General features: G+C 67.8%; 15 protein-coding genes. 9 read left to right on the top strand and 6 right to left on the bottom strand.

Going from position 1 to position 15,043, the window contains the following annotated elements:
• Positions 1 to 143: 143 nt before the first annotated feature.
• The gene (locus Q9246_RS26280) at positions 144 to 1,397 is read left to right on the top strand and encodes a type II toxin-antitoxin system HipA family toxin (RefSeq protein WP_306394381.1); all 1,254 of its coding nucleotides are present in this window, start codon (positions 144 to 146) and stop codon (positions 1,395 to 1,397) included.
• A gap of 21 nt (positions 1,398 to 1,418) precedes the next feature.
• Here Q9246_RS26280 and Q9246_RS26275 read toward each other — a convergent pair whose 3' ends face one another.
• Positions 1,419 to 2,369 (bottom strand): GlxA family transcriptional regulator, encoded by a 951-nt coding sequence (locus tag Q9246_RS26275; protein WP_306394378.1) that lies wholly within the window; start codon positions 2,367 to 2,369, stop codon positions 1,419 to 1,421.
• Positions 2,370 to 2,562: 193 nt separating this feature from the next.
• Here Q9246_RS26275 and Q9246_RS26270 point away from each other — a divergent pair, with 193 nt between their 5' ends.
• From Q9246_RS26270 to Q9246_RS26255, 4 genes are all read left to right on the top strand, one after another.
• Positions 2,563 to 3,072 (top strand): hypothetical protein, encoded by a 510-nt coding sequence (locus Q9246_RS26270; protein ID WP_306394376.1) that lies wholly within the window; start codon positions 2,563 to 2,565, stop codon positions 3,070 to 3,072.
• A 6-nt stretch (positions 3,073 to 3,078) separates the two neighbouring features.
• Entirely contained in the window at positions 3,079 to 3,813 is a 735-nt protein-coding gene (locus Q9246_RS26265; RefSeq protein WP_306394374.1) for an ABC transporter ATP-binding protein, read from the top strand.
• Entirely contained in the window at positions 3,810 to 5,357 is a 1,548-nt protein-coding gene (locus Q9246_RS26260; protein WP_306394371.1) for a putative ABC transporter permease subunit, read from the top strand. Before Q9246_RS26265 ends, Q9246_RS26260 begins: the two co-directional genes overlap by 4 nt.
• A 78-nt stretch (positions 5,358 to 5,435) precedes the next feature.
• Positions 5,436 to 5,777 carry a DUF1840 domain-containing protein gene (locus tag Q9246_RS26255; RefSeq protein WP_306394369.1) on the top strand — a complete coding sequence of 114 codons (342 nt, stop codon included), beginning with the start codon at positions 5,436 to 5,438 and terminating at the stop codon, positions 5,775 to 5,777.
• Between the two features lie 81 nt (positions 5,778 to 5,858).
• On the opposite strand, the gene Q9246_RS26250 is transcribed toward Q9246_RS26255, so the two are convergent.
• From Q9246_RS26250 to Q9246_RS26240, 3 genes are all read right to left on the bottom strand, one after another.
• Positions 5,859 to 6,041 carry a hypothetical protein gene (locus Q9246_RS26250; RefSeq protein WP_306394367.1) on the bottom strand — a complete coding sequence of 61 codons (183 nt, stop codon included), beginning with the start codon at positions 6,039 to 6,041 and terminating at the stop codon, positions 5,859 to 5,861.
• A 95-nt stretch (positions 6,042 to 6,136) separates the two neighbouring features.
• The gene (locus Q9246_RS26245; protein WP_306394366.1) at positions 6,137 to 6,988 is read right to left on the bottom strand and encodes a flagellin N-terminal helical domain-containing protein; all 852 of its coding nucleotides are present in this window, start codon (positions 6,986 to 6,988) and stop codon (positions 6,137 to 6,139) included.
• A 127-nt stretch (positions 6,989 to 7,115) separates the two neighbouring features.
• Entirely contained in the window at positions 7,116 to 9,335 is a 2,220-nt protein-coding gene (locus tag Q9246_RS26240) for a tetratricopeptide repeat protein (RefSeq protein ID WP_306394363.1), read from the bottom strand.
• A 218-nt stretch (positions 9,336 to 9,553) separates the two neighbouring features.
• Here Q9246_RS26240 and Q9246_RS26235 point away from each other — a divergent pair, with 218 nt between their 5' ends.
• Together Q9246_RS26235 and Q9246_RS26230 are read left to right on the top strand one after the other, a co-directional pair.
• Positions 9,554 to 10,651 carry an NAD(P)/FAD-dependent oxidoreductase gene (locus tag Q9246_RS26235; RefSeq protein ID WP_306394362.1) on the top strand — a complete coding sequence of 366 codons (1,098 nt, stop codon included), beginning with the start codon at positions 9,554 to 9,556 and terminating at the stop codon, positions 10,649 to 10,651.
• A gap of 98 nt (positions 10,652 to 10,749) precedes the next feature.
• Positions 10,750 to 11,526 (top strand): alpha/beta fold hydrolase, encoded by a 777-nt coding sequence (locus Q9246_RS26230; RefSeq protein WP_306394359.1) that lies wholly within the window; start codon positions 10,750 to 10,752, stop codon positions 11,524 to 11,526.
• A 10-nt stretch (positions 11,527 to 11,536) separates the two neighbouring features.
• On the opposite strand, the gene Q9246_RS26225 is transcribed toward Q9246_RS26230, so the two are convergent.
• On the bottom strand, positions 11,537 to 12,457 hold the full coding sequence (locus Q9246_RS26225) for a LysR family transcriptional regulator (protein ID WP_306394358.1): 921 nt from the start codon (positions 12,455 to 12,457) through the stop codon (positions 11,537 to 11,539).
• Between the two features lie 157 nt (positions 12,458 to 12,614).
• Between Q9246_RS26225 and Q9246_RS26220 the strand changes: the two genes are divergently transcribed.
• A complete protein-coding gene (locus Q9246_RS26220; protein WP_306394356.1) occupies positions 12,615 to 13,394 on the top strand; it encodes an SDR family oxidoreductase in 780 nt (259 codons plus the stop codon).
• Between the two features lie 66 nt (positions 13,395 to 13,460).
• Positions 13,461 to 14,450, top strand: coding sequence for a LysR family transcriptional regulator (locus tag Q9246_RS26215; RefSeq protein ID WP_306394355.1), 990 nt, complete (start codon positions 13,461 to 13,463; stop codon positions 14,448 to 14,450).
• On the opposite strand, the gene Q9246_RS26210 is transcribed toward Q9246_RS26215, so the two are convergent.
• Entirely contained in the window at positions 14,413 to 15,042 is a 630-nt protein-coding gene (locus Q9246_RS26210) for an RNA polymerase sigma factor (RefSeq protein WP_306394354.1), read from the bottom strand. The genes Q9246_RS26215 and Q9246_RS26210 overlap by 38 nt on opposite strands.
• Position 15,043 lies beyond the last annotated feature (1 nt).

Raw genomic sequence — 15,043 nt, 5'->3', positions numbered from 1 at the left:
AGGGGCGGCAGCCGGCACGTATCTCACTGCCATGCTCATCCTGGGGATCATGGATGATGTGGCGCCGCCACTTGACCCAAAATTATGGGAGGGTGGAGTAAATCGGCGGGTCCGGCGTAGCAGGCAAGAGCGAGGGTCGGCAGATGCAGACTATTTCTAAGCCTCTATACGTCTATCTCCAACGTCCCGATAATGGGGAATGGGTGACAGTGGGCAGATACCAGTCCGGCCCTGTCGTCGGCAAAGGGTATTTCCGATACGCACCAAGTTATGTCGATGCCGGGCATGGCTGGTCGATCGATCCGGTCAATCTGCCTTTCGTTCCCGATATGGACCGGGAAGCAATGCGTTATGGCGGCCTGCACGATGTGCTACGCGATGCCTGTCCTGACGCATGGGGCCAGGCATTGCTGAAGCGCGAACACAATCTGCCTTCGGGCACGCCGATGTCGCGTTACCTGCTGTTGGCAAGCAATGCGGATCGCTGGGGGGCACTCGCTGTCGGCACTGCCCGCAAGCCGTCCATTGCGGAGTTACAACGCCCCCGCCTGCCCCAATTGTCATTGCTGGTCGAAGAGCTGGGCGCGATACATGAGCGACTGCCGCCTGTCGATATCCGACTGCGGCGGCGCTTGGTACAGACGGCAAGCGTCGGTGGCGCTCGTCCTAAAGCAACGCTACAGGACGACGATGGACAATTCTGGTTAGTCAAGCCACAAATTGCCACCGACATTGCCGACATTCCTGTCCTTGAACACGTCGGACAGCAATGGGGAGCTGCCAGCGGCTTGAACTTTGCACACACCATACTTCATCGAATGGAGAAAGGCCGGAGCGCGATACGTGTCCTGCGCTACGACCGACATGGCAGCCAGCGATCCATGTGCATCAGCGCGGCCTCGTTGTTGCAGGCCGAGTATCCGGACAATCTGATGCAGACCGACAGATGGAGCTATCCAAGGCTGGCGGAAGAACTACGGCGTATCGGCGCACCGACCGGGGACCGCCATGAACTGTTCGGACGCATGGTGTTCAACGCAGTGTGTGGCAATGACGATGACCATGTACGTAATCATGCAGCCGTTTATTCCGGTAACGAAGGACGATGGCGCCTGTCGCCGGCGTTCGATGTCGTCCCAAATCCTGCCGAAACCCCATCGACCCTGACCATGCAGCTTTCCACGGGCCGATTCGATATATCGCGTGAGGCGCTGTTCGCGGACGTACATCGCTTTGGATTCGGCAATTGGGAAGAAGCCGACGCCTACCTCACCGCCTTGCTGAACCGGATCGAGCATAGCTATGCGCAAGTCGCACATTGGCTGGATCCACATTCGGAACAGATGTTGCGCCAGCGTCTGCAACATAACCTCGCACAGTTGCGGTCAGCACAATGACGTCTGCGGCACTGTGAGCGCCTATGCCGCCTGCTCGCGCGCCGCGCGCTTGATCGCCTGCGGCGGCTGGCCGAAGGCGCGCAGGAAGGCGCGCCGCATGCGTTCGGGGTCGGCGAAGCCGGTCTCGCGCGCCACCACGTCGATCGAGTGATTGCTGGTCTCGATCATGGCGCGCGCCGCCTCGACCCGCAGCACCTCGATCGCGCGCGCAGGCGACTGGCCGGTCTCGAGGCGGAAGCTGCGGCTGAACTGGCGCGTGCTCAGGTTGGCCGCCTCGGCCAGCTCGTCGACCGACAGCGGCCGCCGCAGGTGGCTCTTCGCATAGGTGAGCGCCTGCTGGATGCGGTCCGATTTCGGCTCGAGCTCCAGCAGCGCCGAGAACTGCGACTGGCCGCCGCTGCGGCGGTGATAGACCACCATCTGGCGCGCGATGTGCTTCGACGCGTCCTTGCCCAGGTCGGCCTCGACCATCGCCAGGCACAGGTCGATGCAGGCGGTCATGCCGGCCGAGGTCCAGACCCGGCCGTCGTTGATGTAGATGCGGTCTTCTTCGATGCGCGACTTCGGACAGGCACGCTGCAGGTCGCGCGCCAGCGCCCAGTGGGTGGTGGCGCGGCGGCCGTCGAGCAGGCCGGCCTCGGCCAGGATAAAGGCGCCGGTGCAGATGCTGGCGGTGCGGCGCGACGCGTCGCTGGCTTCGCGCAGGAAGGCCAGGAACGGCGCGCTCGACTTCATGCTCAGCGGCGTCATGACGCCGGCCACGATCAGGGTGTCGAAGTCGCGCCGGTCGAAGGCGTCGGTGAACACGCCGACGCCGGACGAGCTGGCCAGCACGCCGCCGTGCTCGGACAGCATGGTCATGTCATAGAACGGTCCGCCATCGAGGCCGTTGGCGATCTCGAACACGGTGGTGGCCATCAGGTCGAGCGCCTGGAAGCCGGGCGGGAAGAGGAATCCGATTCTGCGTTTCATGGTGGTCCTGGGAGCAGCAACGGGAAAATGATACGACAAGATGCGCCGGACGGGCCGAAGTCCTCCCTCCTTCGATGGAACCCGGCGCAGGCGACGCTACCCTCTTTCAAAAAACGGCTGGCGAGGTAAGCGCTGCTGCTACTATCGTGCCATGCGACTACCGACCCTGCTCTTGCAGCGCATGCCCGTGCGCATGCCTGTGGTTTTTTTCGGCTTCGTCCCGGCCCTGCTGGCCGCGCTCCTGCTCGCCGGCTGCAACCCCACCTACAACTGGCGCGAGCACACGAGCCAGGATGGCCGCTACAAGGTGCTGTTCCCGGCCAAGCCGGCTACCTTCACCCGGCCGGTGGATGTCGAGGGCCTGCGGGTGGAGATGACGATGACGGCCGCCGAAGTCGACGGCGCCACCTTCGCCGTCGGCGCCGCCACCGCGCCCGATGCCGCGCGCGCGCAGGCAGCGCTGCCGGCGATGCGCCTGGCCCTGCTGCGCAATATCGGGGCCGGCGTCGATGAAGCGCCGGCGGCGGCGCAGGACGGCCTGCGCGTCGATGCCGCGGGCGCGGTCAACGGCAGGCCGATGCGCCTGCATGGCAGGTTCGCGGCGCGCGGCGAGCGCTTCTACCAGGTGATCGTGCTCGGGCCCGCGGATGCCGCGCCGCCCGAGCAGGTCGAACAATTCCTTTCTTCGTTTGCGCTCCAGTGACACCGCATGGATGACACGCGTCTAGCACTACGCCTTGCCGGCCTGCGCAAGGATTTCGGCCGCCCCGCCGTCGATGGCCTTGACCTGGCCGTGCGCCGTGGCGAGTTCTACGCCCTGCTCGGCCCTAACGGCGCCGGCAAGACCACCACGTTGCGCCTGGTCACCGGCCTGCTGGCGCCAGACGCCGGCAGCATCGAGGTGCTCGGCATCGACCTGGCCAGCGCGCCGGCCGCGGCCAAGGCCAGGATGGCCTACCTGCCGGACGAGCCGATGTTGTACGGGAAGCTCAAGCCCTTCGAGTATCTCGAATTCGTGGCCGGTCTGTGGGGCGTGCGCGCGGAGGACGCCGAGCCGCGTGCGCGCGAGCTGCTCGACTGGCTCGACCTGAGCCGGCATGCGCACGAATTGACCGAAGGATTCTCGCGCGGGATGAAGCAGAAGCTGGCCCTGGCCGGCGCCCTGGTCCACGAGCCCGAACTGCTGATCCTCGACGAACCGCTCACCGGCCTGGACGCGGCCGCGGCGCGCCAGGTCAAGGACCTGCTGCTGGCGCATGTGGCCAAGGGCGGCACGGTCATCCTGACCACCCACATCCTCGAAGTGGCGGAGCGGCTGGCGCAGCGCATCGGGATCATCCGCGCAGGTCGCCTGATCGCCGAAGGCACGCTCGACGAACTGCGCGCGCGCACCCGGGGCGGCAGCCTGGAAGACGTGTTCCTGCAGCTGACGGCGACGCCATGAAGGCGGCGCCGGGCAGTGTCGGCTGGCTGCTGCGGCACGAGCTGCGGCTGGCCTGGTTCAATGCGGCAGGCGGCAAGGAGGGCGCCAGCAAGCGCCGGCCCGGCAATGCAGCCCTCGCCCTGGCGCTGATGGGCTGGGCCGCCCTGCACCTGCTGGGCTGGGTGACGGTGGAGAAGACGGCCGCCATCCCGGGCGACGATCCGCGCATTCTGCTCGCCATTGCGGCCATGCTGGTGGCCGGCGCGACCTTCATGCTGTCGTCCGCGATCAAGTCGAGCGTGCTGGTGCTGTTCGAGCGCAGCGACCTCGACCTGCTGCTGTCGTCGCCCCTGCCCTCGCACAGCATTTTCACCGTGCGCCTGGCCGGCGTGGCGGCCAGCACCGCCGCCATCTACCTGTTCTTCCTGGCCCCGTTCGCCCATGCCGGCCTGCTGCAGGGGCAATGGCGCTGGCTGGGCATCTATCCTGGCGTGATCTCGGTGGCGGTGCTGTGCAGCTGCGTGGCGATGCTGCTCACGCTCGGCCTGGTGCGCGTGCTGGGCGCGCGCCGCACGCGCGTGGTGGCGCAGGTGATCGGGGCGCTGGCCGGAGCGCTGCTGGTGATCGCTTCGCAGCTGCAATCGCTGTCGTCCAGGGAAACGCAGGGCCGCGCGCGCGAGATGCTGGGCGGCCTGCTGGGCCGGGATGGCATCGCGGACAATCCGCTGCTGCTGCCGGCGCGCGCCGTGCTGGGCGAGCCGCTTCCCATGCTGCTGCTGGCCGGGGCGGCGGCGGCGGTATTCGTGCTGACGGCGCGCCGCACCCACCGCTTCTTCGCGCGCGGCCTGCAATTGGCGGCATCGGCGGCGCGCGCCAGGACCGCGCCCGAGGCGGCGCTGCGTCCTCGCTTCGGGCGCAGCCTGTTCCGGACCGTCGCGGTCAAGGAGTGGCGCCTGACCGTGCGCGATCCGCATCTGCTGTCGCAGGTGCTGCTGCAACTGCTGTTCCTGCTGCCGCTGTTCTTCATCATCTTCCAGCGCGCCGAGGTCCAGGTGCAGGCGCTCGGCGCCGGCCTGGCGCTGCTCTGCAGTTCGCTGACCGGTGCGCTGGCCTGGATCGCGCTGTCGGCCGAGGATGCGCCCGACCTGTTGCTGGTGTCGCCCGCATCGCTGCGCACGGTGCGGCGCGCCAAGCTGGCGGCGGCCGTCATGCCGGTGCTGGCGCTGGTGGCCGTGCCGCTGCTGTGGCTGGGCGTGCGCGCGCCGCTTGCCGGGCTGGCGGTGTGCCTTGTCGTGTGCGGCGCGGTACTGGGCGCGGGGCTGGTCGTGTTCTGGTCCGGCCGGCCCGGCCAGCGCAGCAATTTCAAGGGACGCGGCAAGGGCGGGATCGTGATGAACATGCTCGAGCTGTTCAACAGCCTGGCGTGGGGAGCGCTGGGCTGGTTGCTGGCCGGGGCGACGCTTGCGCCTCTCTCCGAAGCGGGAGGCCTCGGCGTAGCGGGCGCCGGCCTGCTCGCCGTTCTTGTGCTGGCGGCGGCCTGGCTGTTTCGGGTCAAGCGGGGCTGATCCTTGTGCGAGCGAGCGCACTGTGAAGGTGCGCCAGTCGTGCTATCGTTGAATCACTAACAAAACCAAGAGATAGCCATGTTGATTACCTTTAAATGCAGATCCTATCCAGAAGTCCTGATGTATCAGGAGCATGCCAAGCGCATTCTCGACTTGCTGCACAAGGAACCGGAACGCGGTGTCATCACCGCGGCAGAAGCGGAACGCGTGATCCCGCTGGTCGAGGCCGAGGTGGAAGAGAGCCGCAAGAACCACGCCGCTGACCAGGTGGCGCAGGACGTCCAGGCGCATCATCGCGACGAAGACGACCATGAACACCAGCCGATCGAGGTGGTGACCTTCTCTGCCCGCATGTATCCGTTGCTGGAAATGATGCGCTCGGCGCGCGATAACAAGACCGATATCTTGTGGGGCGTCTGAATTGACGTGGGGTGGATGGCTCTGCCATCCACGCGTTCGATCGGCGCATGCGTTCTCGATCTGCAAGCAGGCAGCCCGCATTCAGGCTCTGAAAGCAAAAAACCCCACCATGATCACATGGTGGGGTTTTGGCCGCGAAAACGGCAGCGGCGGTCCGTCGCCGCCGCCGAGGAGGGCGGCGGGCAGGGCGGCCGCCACGGCGCCGACCTGCAGCGCGGGCGCGGATGGGGGAGGCAGGGCAGGCAGGAGGGGCGGGATGGCCATGGCGGTCGGCTCCAGGAAAGAAAAAGGCCAGCCGCGCGGCTGGCCTTCGAAGCTTGCCCGGGGTGAGGCCCGGGCCAGGTCCGGCTATGCGGCGATTACTGCAGCAGCGACATCACCATCGACGACATGCTGTTCGACTGCTTCAGCATGGCGGTCGAGGCTTGCAGCAGCATCTGGTTGGACGTCATGTTCGCGCTCTCGCTGGCGAAGTCGACGTCCATGATCTGGCCGGTCGCGGCCTTGGTGTTGGTGCTGATGTTGGCCAGGTTGTTGTACACGTGTTCCAGGCGGTTGGCGGCGGCGCCCAGGCCCGAACGGACCTTGTTGACCGATGCCAGCGCGTCTTCCAGGTTGGCGATGGTGCTGTTGGCCGACGAGGTCAGCTCGGTGCCGGTGGTGGCCGACGAGTAGTTGGCGGTGGCGGCCGAGACGTCCGACGCCAGGGTCGACATGTCGTCGCTCAGGTCGATTTCCATGGTTTCGCTCGACGAGGCGCCGATCTGGAAGGTCATCTCGCCGTCGACGGTGCCGTCGACCAGCAGGGTCGAGCCGCCGAAGGTGGTGTTCTTCAGGACGTTGGCCAGTTCCAGGCCCAGTGCGTCGAATTCCGACTGCATGGCGGTCTTGTCGTCGTCGGTCGCCGAGGCGTCGGCTGCCTGGGTTGCCAGGTCTTTCATGCGGATCAGCATGTTCGAGACTTCGTCCAGCGCGCCTTCGGCGGTCTGCAGCATCGCGGTCGAGTTCTGGGTGTTGCGCATGGCGACGGTCATGCCCGAAGTCTGTGCCTTCAGGCGCGAGGCGATCTGCAGGCCGGCGGCGTCGTCCATTGCCGAGTTGATGCGGTAGCCGGTCGACAGGCGGGTTTGCGAGGTCGACAGGTTGCTCTGGGTGCGCGCGATCGAGTTCTGTGCCGACAGCGCGGCGTGGTTGGTGTGAAGGCTCAGCATGTTAGCTCCTGGTAAGCGGTGAATTCAGTCTATCGTTCGGGAGGTGTCGAGTAGCATCACTCGCTCTCACAGGTACAGGGCGACCAGTTTCACTGCGGCATTAAGTGCCTTGCGGAAATTTTTTAATTTATTTTTCGGGCGTCGCTTCGACCGTGCCGTCCGCCTCCGGTGCGACCCGGTGCAGCTCGGCCAGTTCCTGCATCGTCACGCTCAGCGGCGCCGGCGGCAGGCCGTCGCACCAGCGCTCCCACATGCGGCGCAGCGCCAGCTCGAGGCTGGCCCCGACGATGCCCGGATAGCCGAGGATGGAATCGAGGAAGCGCTGGCGCATGGTGGCGCGCATGGCGGCCAGCGCCGGCAGGTTCTGCGACAGGAACACGCCCAGCTTGACATAGGTCTCGGGGCTCTCGGTAATGAAGGTGTGCAGGCCCATATGGGCCATGAACGGCACCGAGGTATGGCTCGGGTTGGTGGCGCCCACCGTGGCCAGGGTCGGCACGCCCATCCACAGCGCATGCCCGATGGTGGTCGAGCCGCTGTAGGGGAAGGGGCTGAGGCAGACGTCGACCTCGTAGTGCTGCTTCAGGTATTCGCGCACCGAGGTGCGCTGGCGCAGCAGCAGGCGCTCGCGCGGAATGCCGGCGTCGGCGAACCACTCGACCAGCACGTCGTCGATGCCCGATTCCAGGCCGCCGAGCAGCATCCTGGCGTCCGGGATCGCATGCAGCAGCGAAGCCCATTGCGCGATCACCTCGCGCCCGAGCTTGCTGGCGCGGTGGAAGCTGCCGAAGGTCAGGTAACCGTTCTGCATGGCCGGCGACGGGTTGACCGGGGGCGAGACCGGCTCCGGCAGGAACAGCGCCCCCAGCGGCAGCTTGACGATGTTCTCGGTGAACTGGTCGGCGTAGCGCTCGCCGGGCACCATGAAGCGGTCGCACAGGATATAGTCCATCGCGCGCAGCCCGGTGGTGCCGGCGTAGCCGATCCAGGTCGCCTGCACCGGGGCCGGCTTGCGCGCGAACAGCGACAGGCGGTTGAGCGCCGAATGGCCGGACAGGTCGACCAGGACATCGACCCCGTCGTCGCGGATCAGGCGCTCGGCCGCGGCGTCGTCCAGGTCGACGATGCTGCGCCAGACGCTCACCGTCTTCTTCATGGCGCGCGTGACGTGGTCCTCGATCCGGTTGTTGTAGTAGACGTGGAAGCGGATTTGCGTGCTGTCCTTCAGCGCTTCGAGCGCCGGGGCCACGAAGCGGGCCACGGCGTGGCCGTACATATCGCCCGACACCAGGCCGACCCGCAGCACGCGCCGCGGATCGCGCGCGTTTCCGTGCGGCTGGCGCTGCCCGACCAGTCCCGACTCCCAGCGCTCGCCGAAGGCGAAGTGTTCGCGCGTCAGTTCCTCGGGGTCGCTGCAGCAGTGGCTCAGGACGAACAGCAGCATGCTGTGGTTCTCGGCCGACGGCACGCGTTCGAGCGTCAGGCGCGCCGCCGCCAGCGCATCTTCCCATTCTCCCAGCGTGAAGTGGCAGTGCACCAGCGAACTCAGGGCGCGCTGGCTGGCCGGGCGGTCCACCAGGATCCGCCGGCCCACGGCGATCGCTTCGCGGAAGCGCTTGAACTTCTGGAAGCTGGAGACCAGGTCGTCGAGCAGGACCGGATTGTCGGGCGCGAGCGCCATGGCCCGCTCCAGCGCGGCGATCGTTTCGTCGGCGCGGCCCAGCTCGCGCTGGCACAGGCCGACGTGGCGCTGCGCCTCGAGATGGTCGGGCGCGCAGGCCAGCGCCGCCTCCATGCTGGCCAGCGCCGCCTCCCAGTTCTTGATGTGGCACAGGAGCAGTCCCAGCCGGTAGTGCGCATCCGCCTGGTCCGGCGTCAGCGTCGTCACCAGTTGCATGATCTCGCGCGCGTCGTCGTGCCGGCCGAGGGCGAGCAGCACCGTCACCAGGCCCAGCTGGGTTTCGACGTCCCCGGGCGCCAGTTCCGCCGCGCGGCGCAGGCTCGGTTCGGCCTCTTCCAGGCGTCCCAGGCGCAGCAGCGCCGTGCCCAGGTTCTGGTGCAGGTCGGCCGCCTGCTGGAAGCGCAGCGCCTTGCGGTAGCAGTCGACCGCCGCCTCGTAGCGTCCCAGGTCGAACAGCGCGCCGGCCAGCACGCCATGCACGCCGCGCAGCTTGGGATCGAGCTCGAGCCCCCGCTGCAGCGCGCCGACGCCTTCTTCGAGCTGCAATTCCTTGAGCAGGGCCAGGCCGAGCAGGGCATGGGCGTTGGCGTCGCGCGGACTGCGGCGCACGGCCTGGCGGCGCTGCGCGAGCTTGGCCTGGACGTCGGGCGGGATCATGTTGTTCATCTGGTCAGGGCAGGTGGTCTTGCCGATGGGAAATAATCACTATTGTAAATCGGCTCGCGGGTGGCGTGCCTTGTTTGTTGCTGAATGGTTCCGATTTATCTGCGCCGGAGAGTCGTCTGCCACTTGACCTCAAGTGAAGTTGAGGATTTATAAAGTGATGATCCGCGGCCGACCTGTCGTCGGCCAGCCCTCCAGCTATCAAGCAGAAAGGAAGCGATATGAACAAACCAGTAGAAGCGCCAGGCATCTTCCGGCCCGAATTCGAGGCCGGCGATGGCGCCATCGACGCCGATGCCGTGATCGTCGGCGCCGGGCCGGTCGGCCTGTTCCAGGTATTCGAACTGGGGCTGCTCGACATCCGCGCCCACGTGATCGATTCGCTGGGCGCGGTGGGCGGGCAGTGCGTGGAGCTGTATCCGGACAAGCCGATCTACGACATCCCGGCGGCGCCGGTCCTCACCGGCCGCGAACTGACCGACAAGCTGCTGGCCCAGAGCGCGCCGTTCGCGCCCACCTTCCACCTGGGGCAGGAGGTGACGCTGCTGCAGCGGCGCGCCGACCGCCGGTTCGACCTCGCGACTTCGACCGGCACGCGCTTCATCGCGAAGACGGTCGTCATCGCCGCCGGCGTCGGCGCCTTCCAGCCGCGCAAGCTGAAGGTGGCCGGCATCGAGCGCTTCGAGGACAGCCAGCTGTTCTACCGGGTCAAGCGTCCCGAGCGCTTCCACGGCCGGCAACTGGTGATCTGCGGCGGCGGCGACGCCGCGCTCGACTGGGCGCTGGACTTCGTCGGCAAGGCGGCATCGGTGGTGCTGGTGCACCGGCGCGACAGCTTCCGGGCGGCCCCGGCCTCGATCGCCAGGATGAAGGCGCTATGCGAGGCGCACGAGATGCAGTTCATGTCGGGCCAGGTCACCGGCTTCGACGTGCAGGGCGGGCGACTGTCCGAAGTCAAGGTGGCGGGCGCCGACGGCGTCACGCGGCGCGTGCCGGTCGACGCCCTGATGGTGTTCTTCGGCCTGCTGCCGATGCTGGGACCGATCGTGGACTGGGGCCTGGACATGGAGATGCGCCAGTTGCGGGTACACGATACCGGCACCTTCGAGACCAGCGAACCGGGCATCTTCGCCGTGGGCGACATCAATACCTATCACGGCAAGAAGAAGCTGATCCTGTCGGGCTTCCATGAAGCGGCGCTGGCGGCCTACGGCGTCGCGGCCCATGTCTTCCCCGACCGCAAGACGCATATGGTGTACACGACCACCTCGCCCAAGATCCACAAGCTGCTCGGGGTCGAGACGCCGGTGTTCGACTGACCGTGCGGGTGGACCGTATCGGTCGATCGACCGATACCGGGGTGGATAGGCGTTCCCTATACTGGACTCACTTACCCAACACCCCACAGGAGAACACCATGACCGTCACACACCACCTGAAAGCGCTCGTCGTCGCCGCCTCCCTGGCCGCCATCGGCGTCACCGCCCACGCCGCCGATACCTTGGAAAAACCCTCGGTCGTGATCGTGCACGGCGCCTTTGCCGACGGCTCGGACTGGGCCAGGGTCATCCCGCTGCTGCAGGCCAAGGGCGTGAAGGTCACCGCGATCCAGAATCCCTTGACCTCGCTGGCCGACGACGTGGCCGCGGCGCGGCGCGCGATCGAGACCCAGCCGGGCAAGGTGGTGCTGGTCGGTCACTCCTGGGGCGGCACCGTGATCACCGAGGCCGGCAACCACGCCAAGGTGGGCAGCCTGGTCTACGTGGCCGCGTTCGCGCCGGAGGCCGGCAAGTCGACCGCCGAGACTGGCGAAGGCTTCCCGGCCGCCCCCGGCAGCAAGCGCTTCGTCGCCGACAAGGAAGGCTTCCTGAGCCTGCCGGACGCCGCGATGCGCGAAGACTTCGCCCAGGACGTCCCGGCCGCGCAGGCCGCCGTGATGGCCGCGACCCAGGGCCCGATCCAGTCCAGGGCCTTCAGCGACAAGGTGTCGGCCGTGGCGTGGAAATCCAAACCGTCCTGGTACATCGTCAGCAGCCGTGACCGCATGATCGACCCCGGCCTGCAGCGTGCGATGGCCAGCAAGATCGGCGCAAAGACCTCCGAACTGCAGGCGAGCCACGTGCCGCAGCAATCGCGCCCGGCGGAGGTGGCGAAAGTGATCCTGGAAGCGGTCGCCGCGACCGCCGCCAGATAAGCCGGACCGGCTAGCCGCGGTCGACGAGGTCGAGCAACCCCTCGGCGGCCAGCTTCGACGCCTCGTCGACCAGGGCCCGCATCTTGGGCTGGTGCTGGCTGCGCATCGGGAAATACAGGTACAGGCCTGACGTCGCGGGCACATGCGAGGCCAGCACCCGCACCAGGCGGCCGTGGCGCAGGTCGTCGTCGATCTCGATGTCGGGCAGATACGCGATGCCCAGCCCGGCGCGCGCCAGCTCGGCGATCATGCGGGTGTCGTTGGCGCACAGGTCGGCCCCGGGATCGAGCTGGAACTCGCCATCGCCGTCGCGCAACAGCCATGTCGGCAGCACGCCGGACGTCGTGAAGCGGTAACGGATGGCGCGGTGGCGCAGCAGGTCGCGTGGCCCGGTCGGCACGCCATGGCGCGCGAAGTAGCACGGCGCCGCGACGATCGACCACGCCAGTGGGCGACCGAGGCGGATGGCGACCATGTCCTGGGCCACCGCCTGGCCGAGGCGGATGCCGGCGTCGTAGCCGTCGGCCACCAGGTCGACCAGGCCGTCGTCGAGCGACAGGTCGAAGCCGATCTCGGGATAAGCGGCGCGCATGCGCGGCACCAGCTCCCGCGCCACCAGGAAGCCGAAGGCGCGCGGCGCGCTCAGGCGCAGGCGGCCGGCGGGGCGGCGCTGGAACCGTTCCAGGCCCGTGAAAGCTTCCTCGATCTGGTCCACCGCCGGCTTGAGCACGGCGAGCAGGCCGGCGCCGGCATCGGTGAGCGAGACGCTGCGGGTGGTGCGCACGAACAGCGTCACGCCATGCTTTGCTTCCAGCGCGCGCACCCCCTTGCTCACGGCGGTCGGGCTGACGCCCAGCCGCCGGGCGGCGAGCGTGAAGCTGCGGTGTTCCGCCACCGCAAGGAACAAGCGGATCAGTTCGAGTGAGCTCATGGCATTGATTATGAACCTCTGGTTCATGGAGCATAGCGTTTTTGGGTCTTTTTCGCCATGATGCCGCATCCTACACTGGACGTATCCAACCCAGAGGAGAAACCACATGAACCAACTAACCCCCACCTGCCGCCCGCTATTCGCTGGAGATCAAGCCATGAGCGCCTATTCCTTCGACGGCAAGCGGGCCCTGGTCACCGGCGGCACCAAGGGCATGGGCGCGGCCATCGTGCGCGTGCTGGCGGAGCGGGGCGCGACCGTGATCGCGCCGGCGCGCGGGCAGCCTTCCGACCCGGTGGCATCGGTACGCTACCTCGAGGCCGACCTGGCCAGTGCCGAGGGCGCACGGCGCCTGGTCGACACGGTCCACGACGAGTTCGGCCACCTGGATTTCGTGGTCAACAATGTCGGCGGCTCCTCGGCTCCGGGCGGCGGCGCGCTGGCGCTCGACGACGCCATGTGGGAACAGGAGCTCCAGCTCAACCTGATGAGCGCGGTGCGGGTGGACCGCGCCTTCCTGCCGGCGATGGTGGCGCGCGGCGCGGGCGCGATCGTGCACATCACCTCGATCCAGCGCCGCCTGCCCCTGTACGAATCGACGGTCGCCTATGCCGCGGCGAAGGCGGCCCTGGCCAGCTACAGCAAGTCGCTGGCGAACGAATTCGGGCCGCGCGGCATCCGCGTCAACGCCGTGGCGCCCGGCTTCATCGAGACCACGGCGACCCGCGCCTTTCTCGAACGCCTGGCAGCGCACGACGGCGCCAGCGTCGATGCGGCGCGCGAACGGGTGATGGAGTCGCTCGGCGGCATCCCGATCGGCCGCCCCGGCAAGCCCGAAGAAGTCGCCGAACTGGTCGCCTTCCTGCTGTCGCCGCTGGCGGCCTCGGTCCACGGCGCCGAATTCGTCATCGATGGCGGGACCATTCCTACCGTATGATGTCGCCCATGTAAATACGCGGGTGGGGGCGTGCGCTCCTGCCCACCTTCGGAACCAACGCAAGCCATGCACAAGCCCCAGTCCCAGTCCCAGCCACAGCGCCGGTCCCCGATGCGCGCCACGCCGTCCCTGCGCGGCGCCGACCTGCCCCTGCTCCTGTCGCTCAACGTCCTGCTCGAGGAGTGCAGCGTGACGCGCGCCGCCGCGCGCCTGCACGTCAGCCAGCCGGCCCTGTCGGCCCAGCTGTCGCGCCTGCGCCAGCTGTTCGGCGACCCGCTGCTGGTGCCGGCCGAAAGTGGCCGGGGGCTGGCGCCGTCGCCGTTCGCGCTCAAGCTGCACCGCCGCCTGCAACCGGCGCTGGCGGGACTGAACGCGGCGGTGCGCTTCGACGCCGACGATTTCGATCCCGCATCCGCGGTGCGCACCTTTCATATCGTGGCCAATAACACGGGCGCCGCGGTCATCCTTCCCGGACTGGCGCGTCGCCTGCTGGCGCTGTCGAACAAGGGCCTGCGCCTGACCCTGAGCGCGCCGGACGGCGCCGACCTCGCGGGCCGGCTCGAAAAAGGGGAGGTCGACCTGTGCTTCGGCACCGCCTGCCTGCTGCCGTCCGGCCTGTCGAGCCGCGAGCTGACCACGACGCCCTACGTGATGGTGCAGCGCGCGGGTCACCCGCGCGGCGCGGCGCCGGTCGGCCTGGAAGAATACTGCGCCCTCGACCATGTCAACGTGGCGCGCGACAGCAGCCTGCACGGCTTCATGGACGAGCAACTGTACCGCCTTGGCCACTCGCGCCATACCGCGCTGGCGGTGCGCGACTTCAGCGCCGTCGCGGCGACCGTCGCCCACAGCGACCTGGTGTGCACCGTGCCGGCCTTCATCGCGCCATACGATCACGCGGGTGTCGAGGTGGTCGAACTGGGCTTTCCCTTCCTGACCTACACGCTGTGCATGGCCTGGCATCCGAACAGCGACGGCGACCCTGGACTGCAGTGGTTGCGCGCGCAGATGCAGGACGTCATGGCCGGCAGTCCGCGAGCGTGGACGCCGGCCTGACCGGCTGCCGCCGCGCGGGTTCGTCCATGCCGATCCGCAGCCGTTCCAGGCCGCGCCGCAGCCAGCTCTTCGCCGTGCCCAATGGGACCCCGAGATGGCTGGCGATTTCGGCATGCGTCAATTCCTGTCCATAGGCCAGCGCGATGCTCTGGCGCTGGGCCGGTTCGAGCCGCGTCATCGCATGCGCCAGGCGCAGGCGCGCCAGCGCATCGAACACCCGGGCGCCGGGATCGACGTCTTCTTCCTCTTCCATGTCGACCAGCAGCGCCGGGTCCTCATCGCAGATCAGGGGAGCGATGCCGCTGCGATTGCTGCGCAATACGCTGAGGGCGCGGTTGCGGACGATGGCGATCAGCCAGGTCATCGGGCTGGCCTGTCCGGGGCGGAACGAGGCCGCGTGCAGCCAGATGCTGAGATAGGCCTCCTGCAGCGCTTCTTCCGCCAGGCTGGGCAGGCGCAGCAGCCGCAGGGCCGTGTGATACAGGTAGTCGTGGGTCAGCGCGTGCAGCTCGCGAAATGCCGCGCGATCGCCGGCGGCGGCGCCGGCGATCAGGTCGGCCAGGTGACCGTGTCGATCGTGGGTGTGGTTCATG

Origin of the sequence: Telluria beijingensis (assembly GCF_030770395.1) — a bacterium.
Lineage (GTDB): Bacteria > Pseudomonadota > Gammaproteobacteria > Burkholderiales > Burkholderiaceae_D > Telluria > Telluria beijingensis.
Note: the sequence above shows the minus strand (reverse complement) of the source record. Positions and strands in the feature narration are given on the sequence as shown.

Excerpts from the sequence above, each read along its gene's own strand:
- Q9246_RS26270 (WP_306394376.1), top strand. The coding sequence starts at position 2,563 with ATGCCTGTGGTTTTTTTCGGCTTCGTCCCGGCCCTGCTGGCCGCGCTC.
- Q9246_RS26265 (WP_306394374.1), top strand. The coding sequence starts at position 3,079 with ATGGATGACACGCGTCTAGCACTACGCCTTGCCGGCCTGCGCAAGGAT.
- Q9246_RS26255 (WP_306394369.1), top strand. The coding sequence starts at position 5,436 with ATGTTGATTACCTTTAAATGCAGATCCTATCCAGAAGTCCTGATGTAT.
- Q9246_RS26275 (WP_306394378.1), bottom strand. The coding sequence starts at position 2,369 with ATGAAACGCAGAATCGGATTCCTCTTCCCGCCCGGCTTCCAGGCGCTC.
- Q9246_RS26235 (WP_306394362.1), top strand. The coding sequence starts at position 9,554 with ATGAACAAACCAGTAGAAGCGCCAGGCATCTTCCGGCCCGAATTCGAG.
- Q9246_RS26280 (WP_306394381.1), top strand. The coding sequence starts at position 144 with ATGCAGACTATTTCTAAGCCTCTATACGTCTATCTCCAACGTCCCGAT.
- Q9246_RS26230 (WP_306394359.1), top strand. The coding sequence starts at position 10,750 with ATGACCGTCACACACCACCTGAAAGCGCTCGTCGTCGCCGCCTCCCTG.
- Q9246_RS26220 (WP_306394356.1), top strand. The coding sequence starts at position 12,615 with ATGAGCGCCTATTCCTTCGACGGCAAGCGGGCCCTGGTCACCGGCGGC.
- Q9246_RS26210 (WP_306394354.1), bottom strand. The coding sequence starts at position 15,042 with ATGAACCACACCCACGATCGACACGGTCACCTGGCCGACCTGATCGCC.
- Q9246_RS26240 (WP_306394363.1), bottom strand. The coding sequence starts at position 9,335 with ATGAACAACATGATCCCGCCCGACGTCCAGGCCAAGCTCGCGCAGCGC.
- Q9246_RS26260 (WP_306394371.1), top strand. The coding sequence starts at position 3,810 with ATGAAGGCGGCGCCGGGCAGTGTCGGCTGGCTGCTGCGGCACGAGCTG.
- Q9246_RS26215 (WP_306394355.1), top strand. The coding sequence starts at position 13,461 with ATGCACAAGCCCCAGTCCCAGTCCCAGCCACAGCGCCGGTCCCCGATG.
- Q9246_RS26225 (WP_306394358.1), bottom strand. The coding sequence starts at position 12,457 with ATGAGCTCACTCGAACTGATCCGCTTGTTCCTTGCGGTGGCGGAACAC.
- Q9246_RS26250 (WP_306394367.1), bottom strand. The coding sequence starts at position 6,041 with ATGGCCATCCCGCCCCTCCTGCCTGCCCTGCCTCCCCCATCCGCGCCC.
- Q9246_RS26245 (WP_306394366.1), bottom strand. The coding sequence starts at position 6,988 with ATGCTGAGCCTTCACACCAACCACGCCGCGCTGTCGGCACAGAACTCG.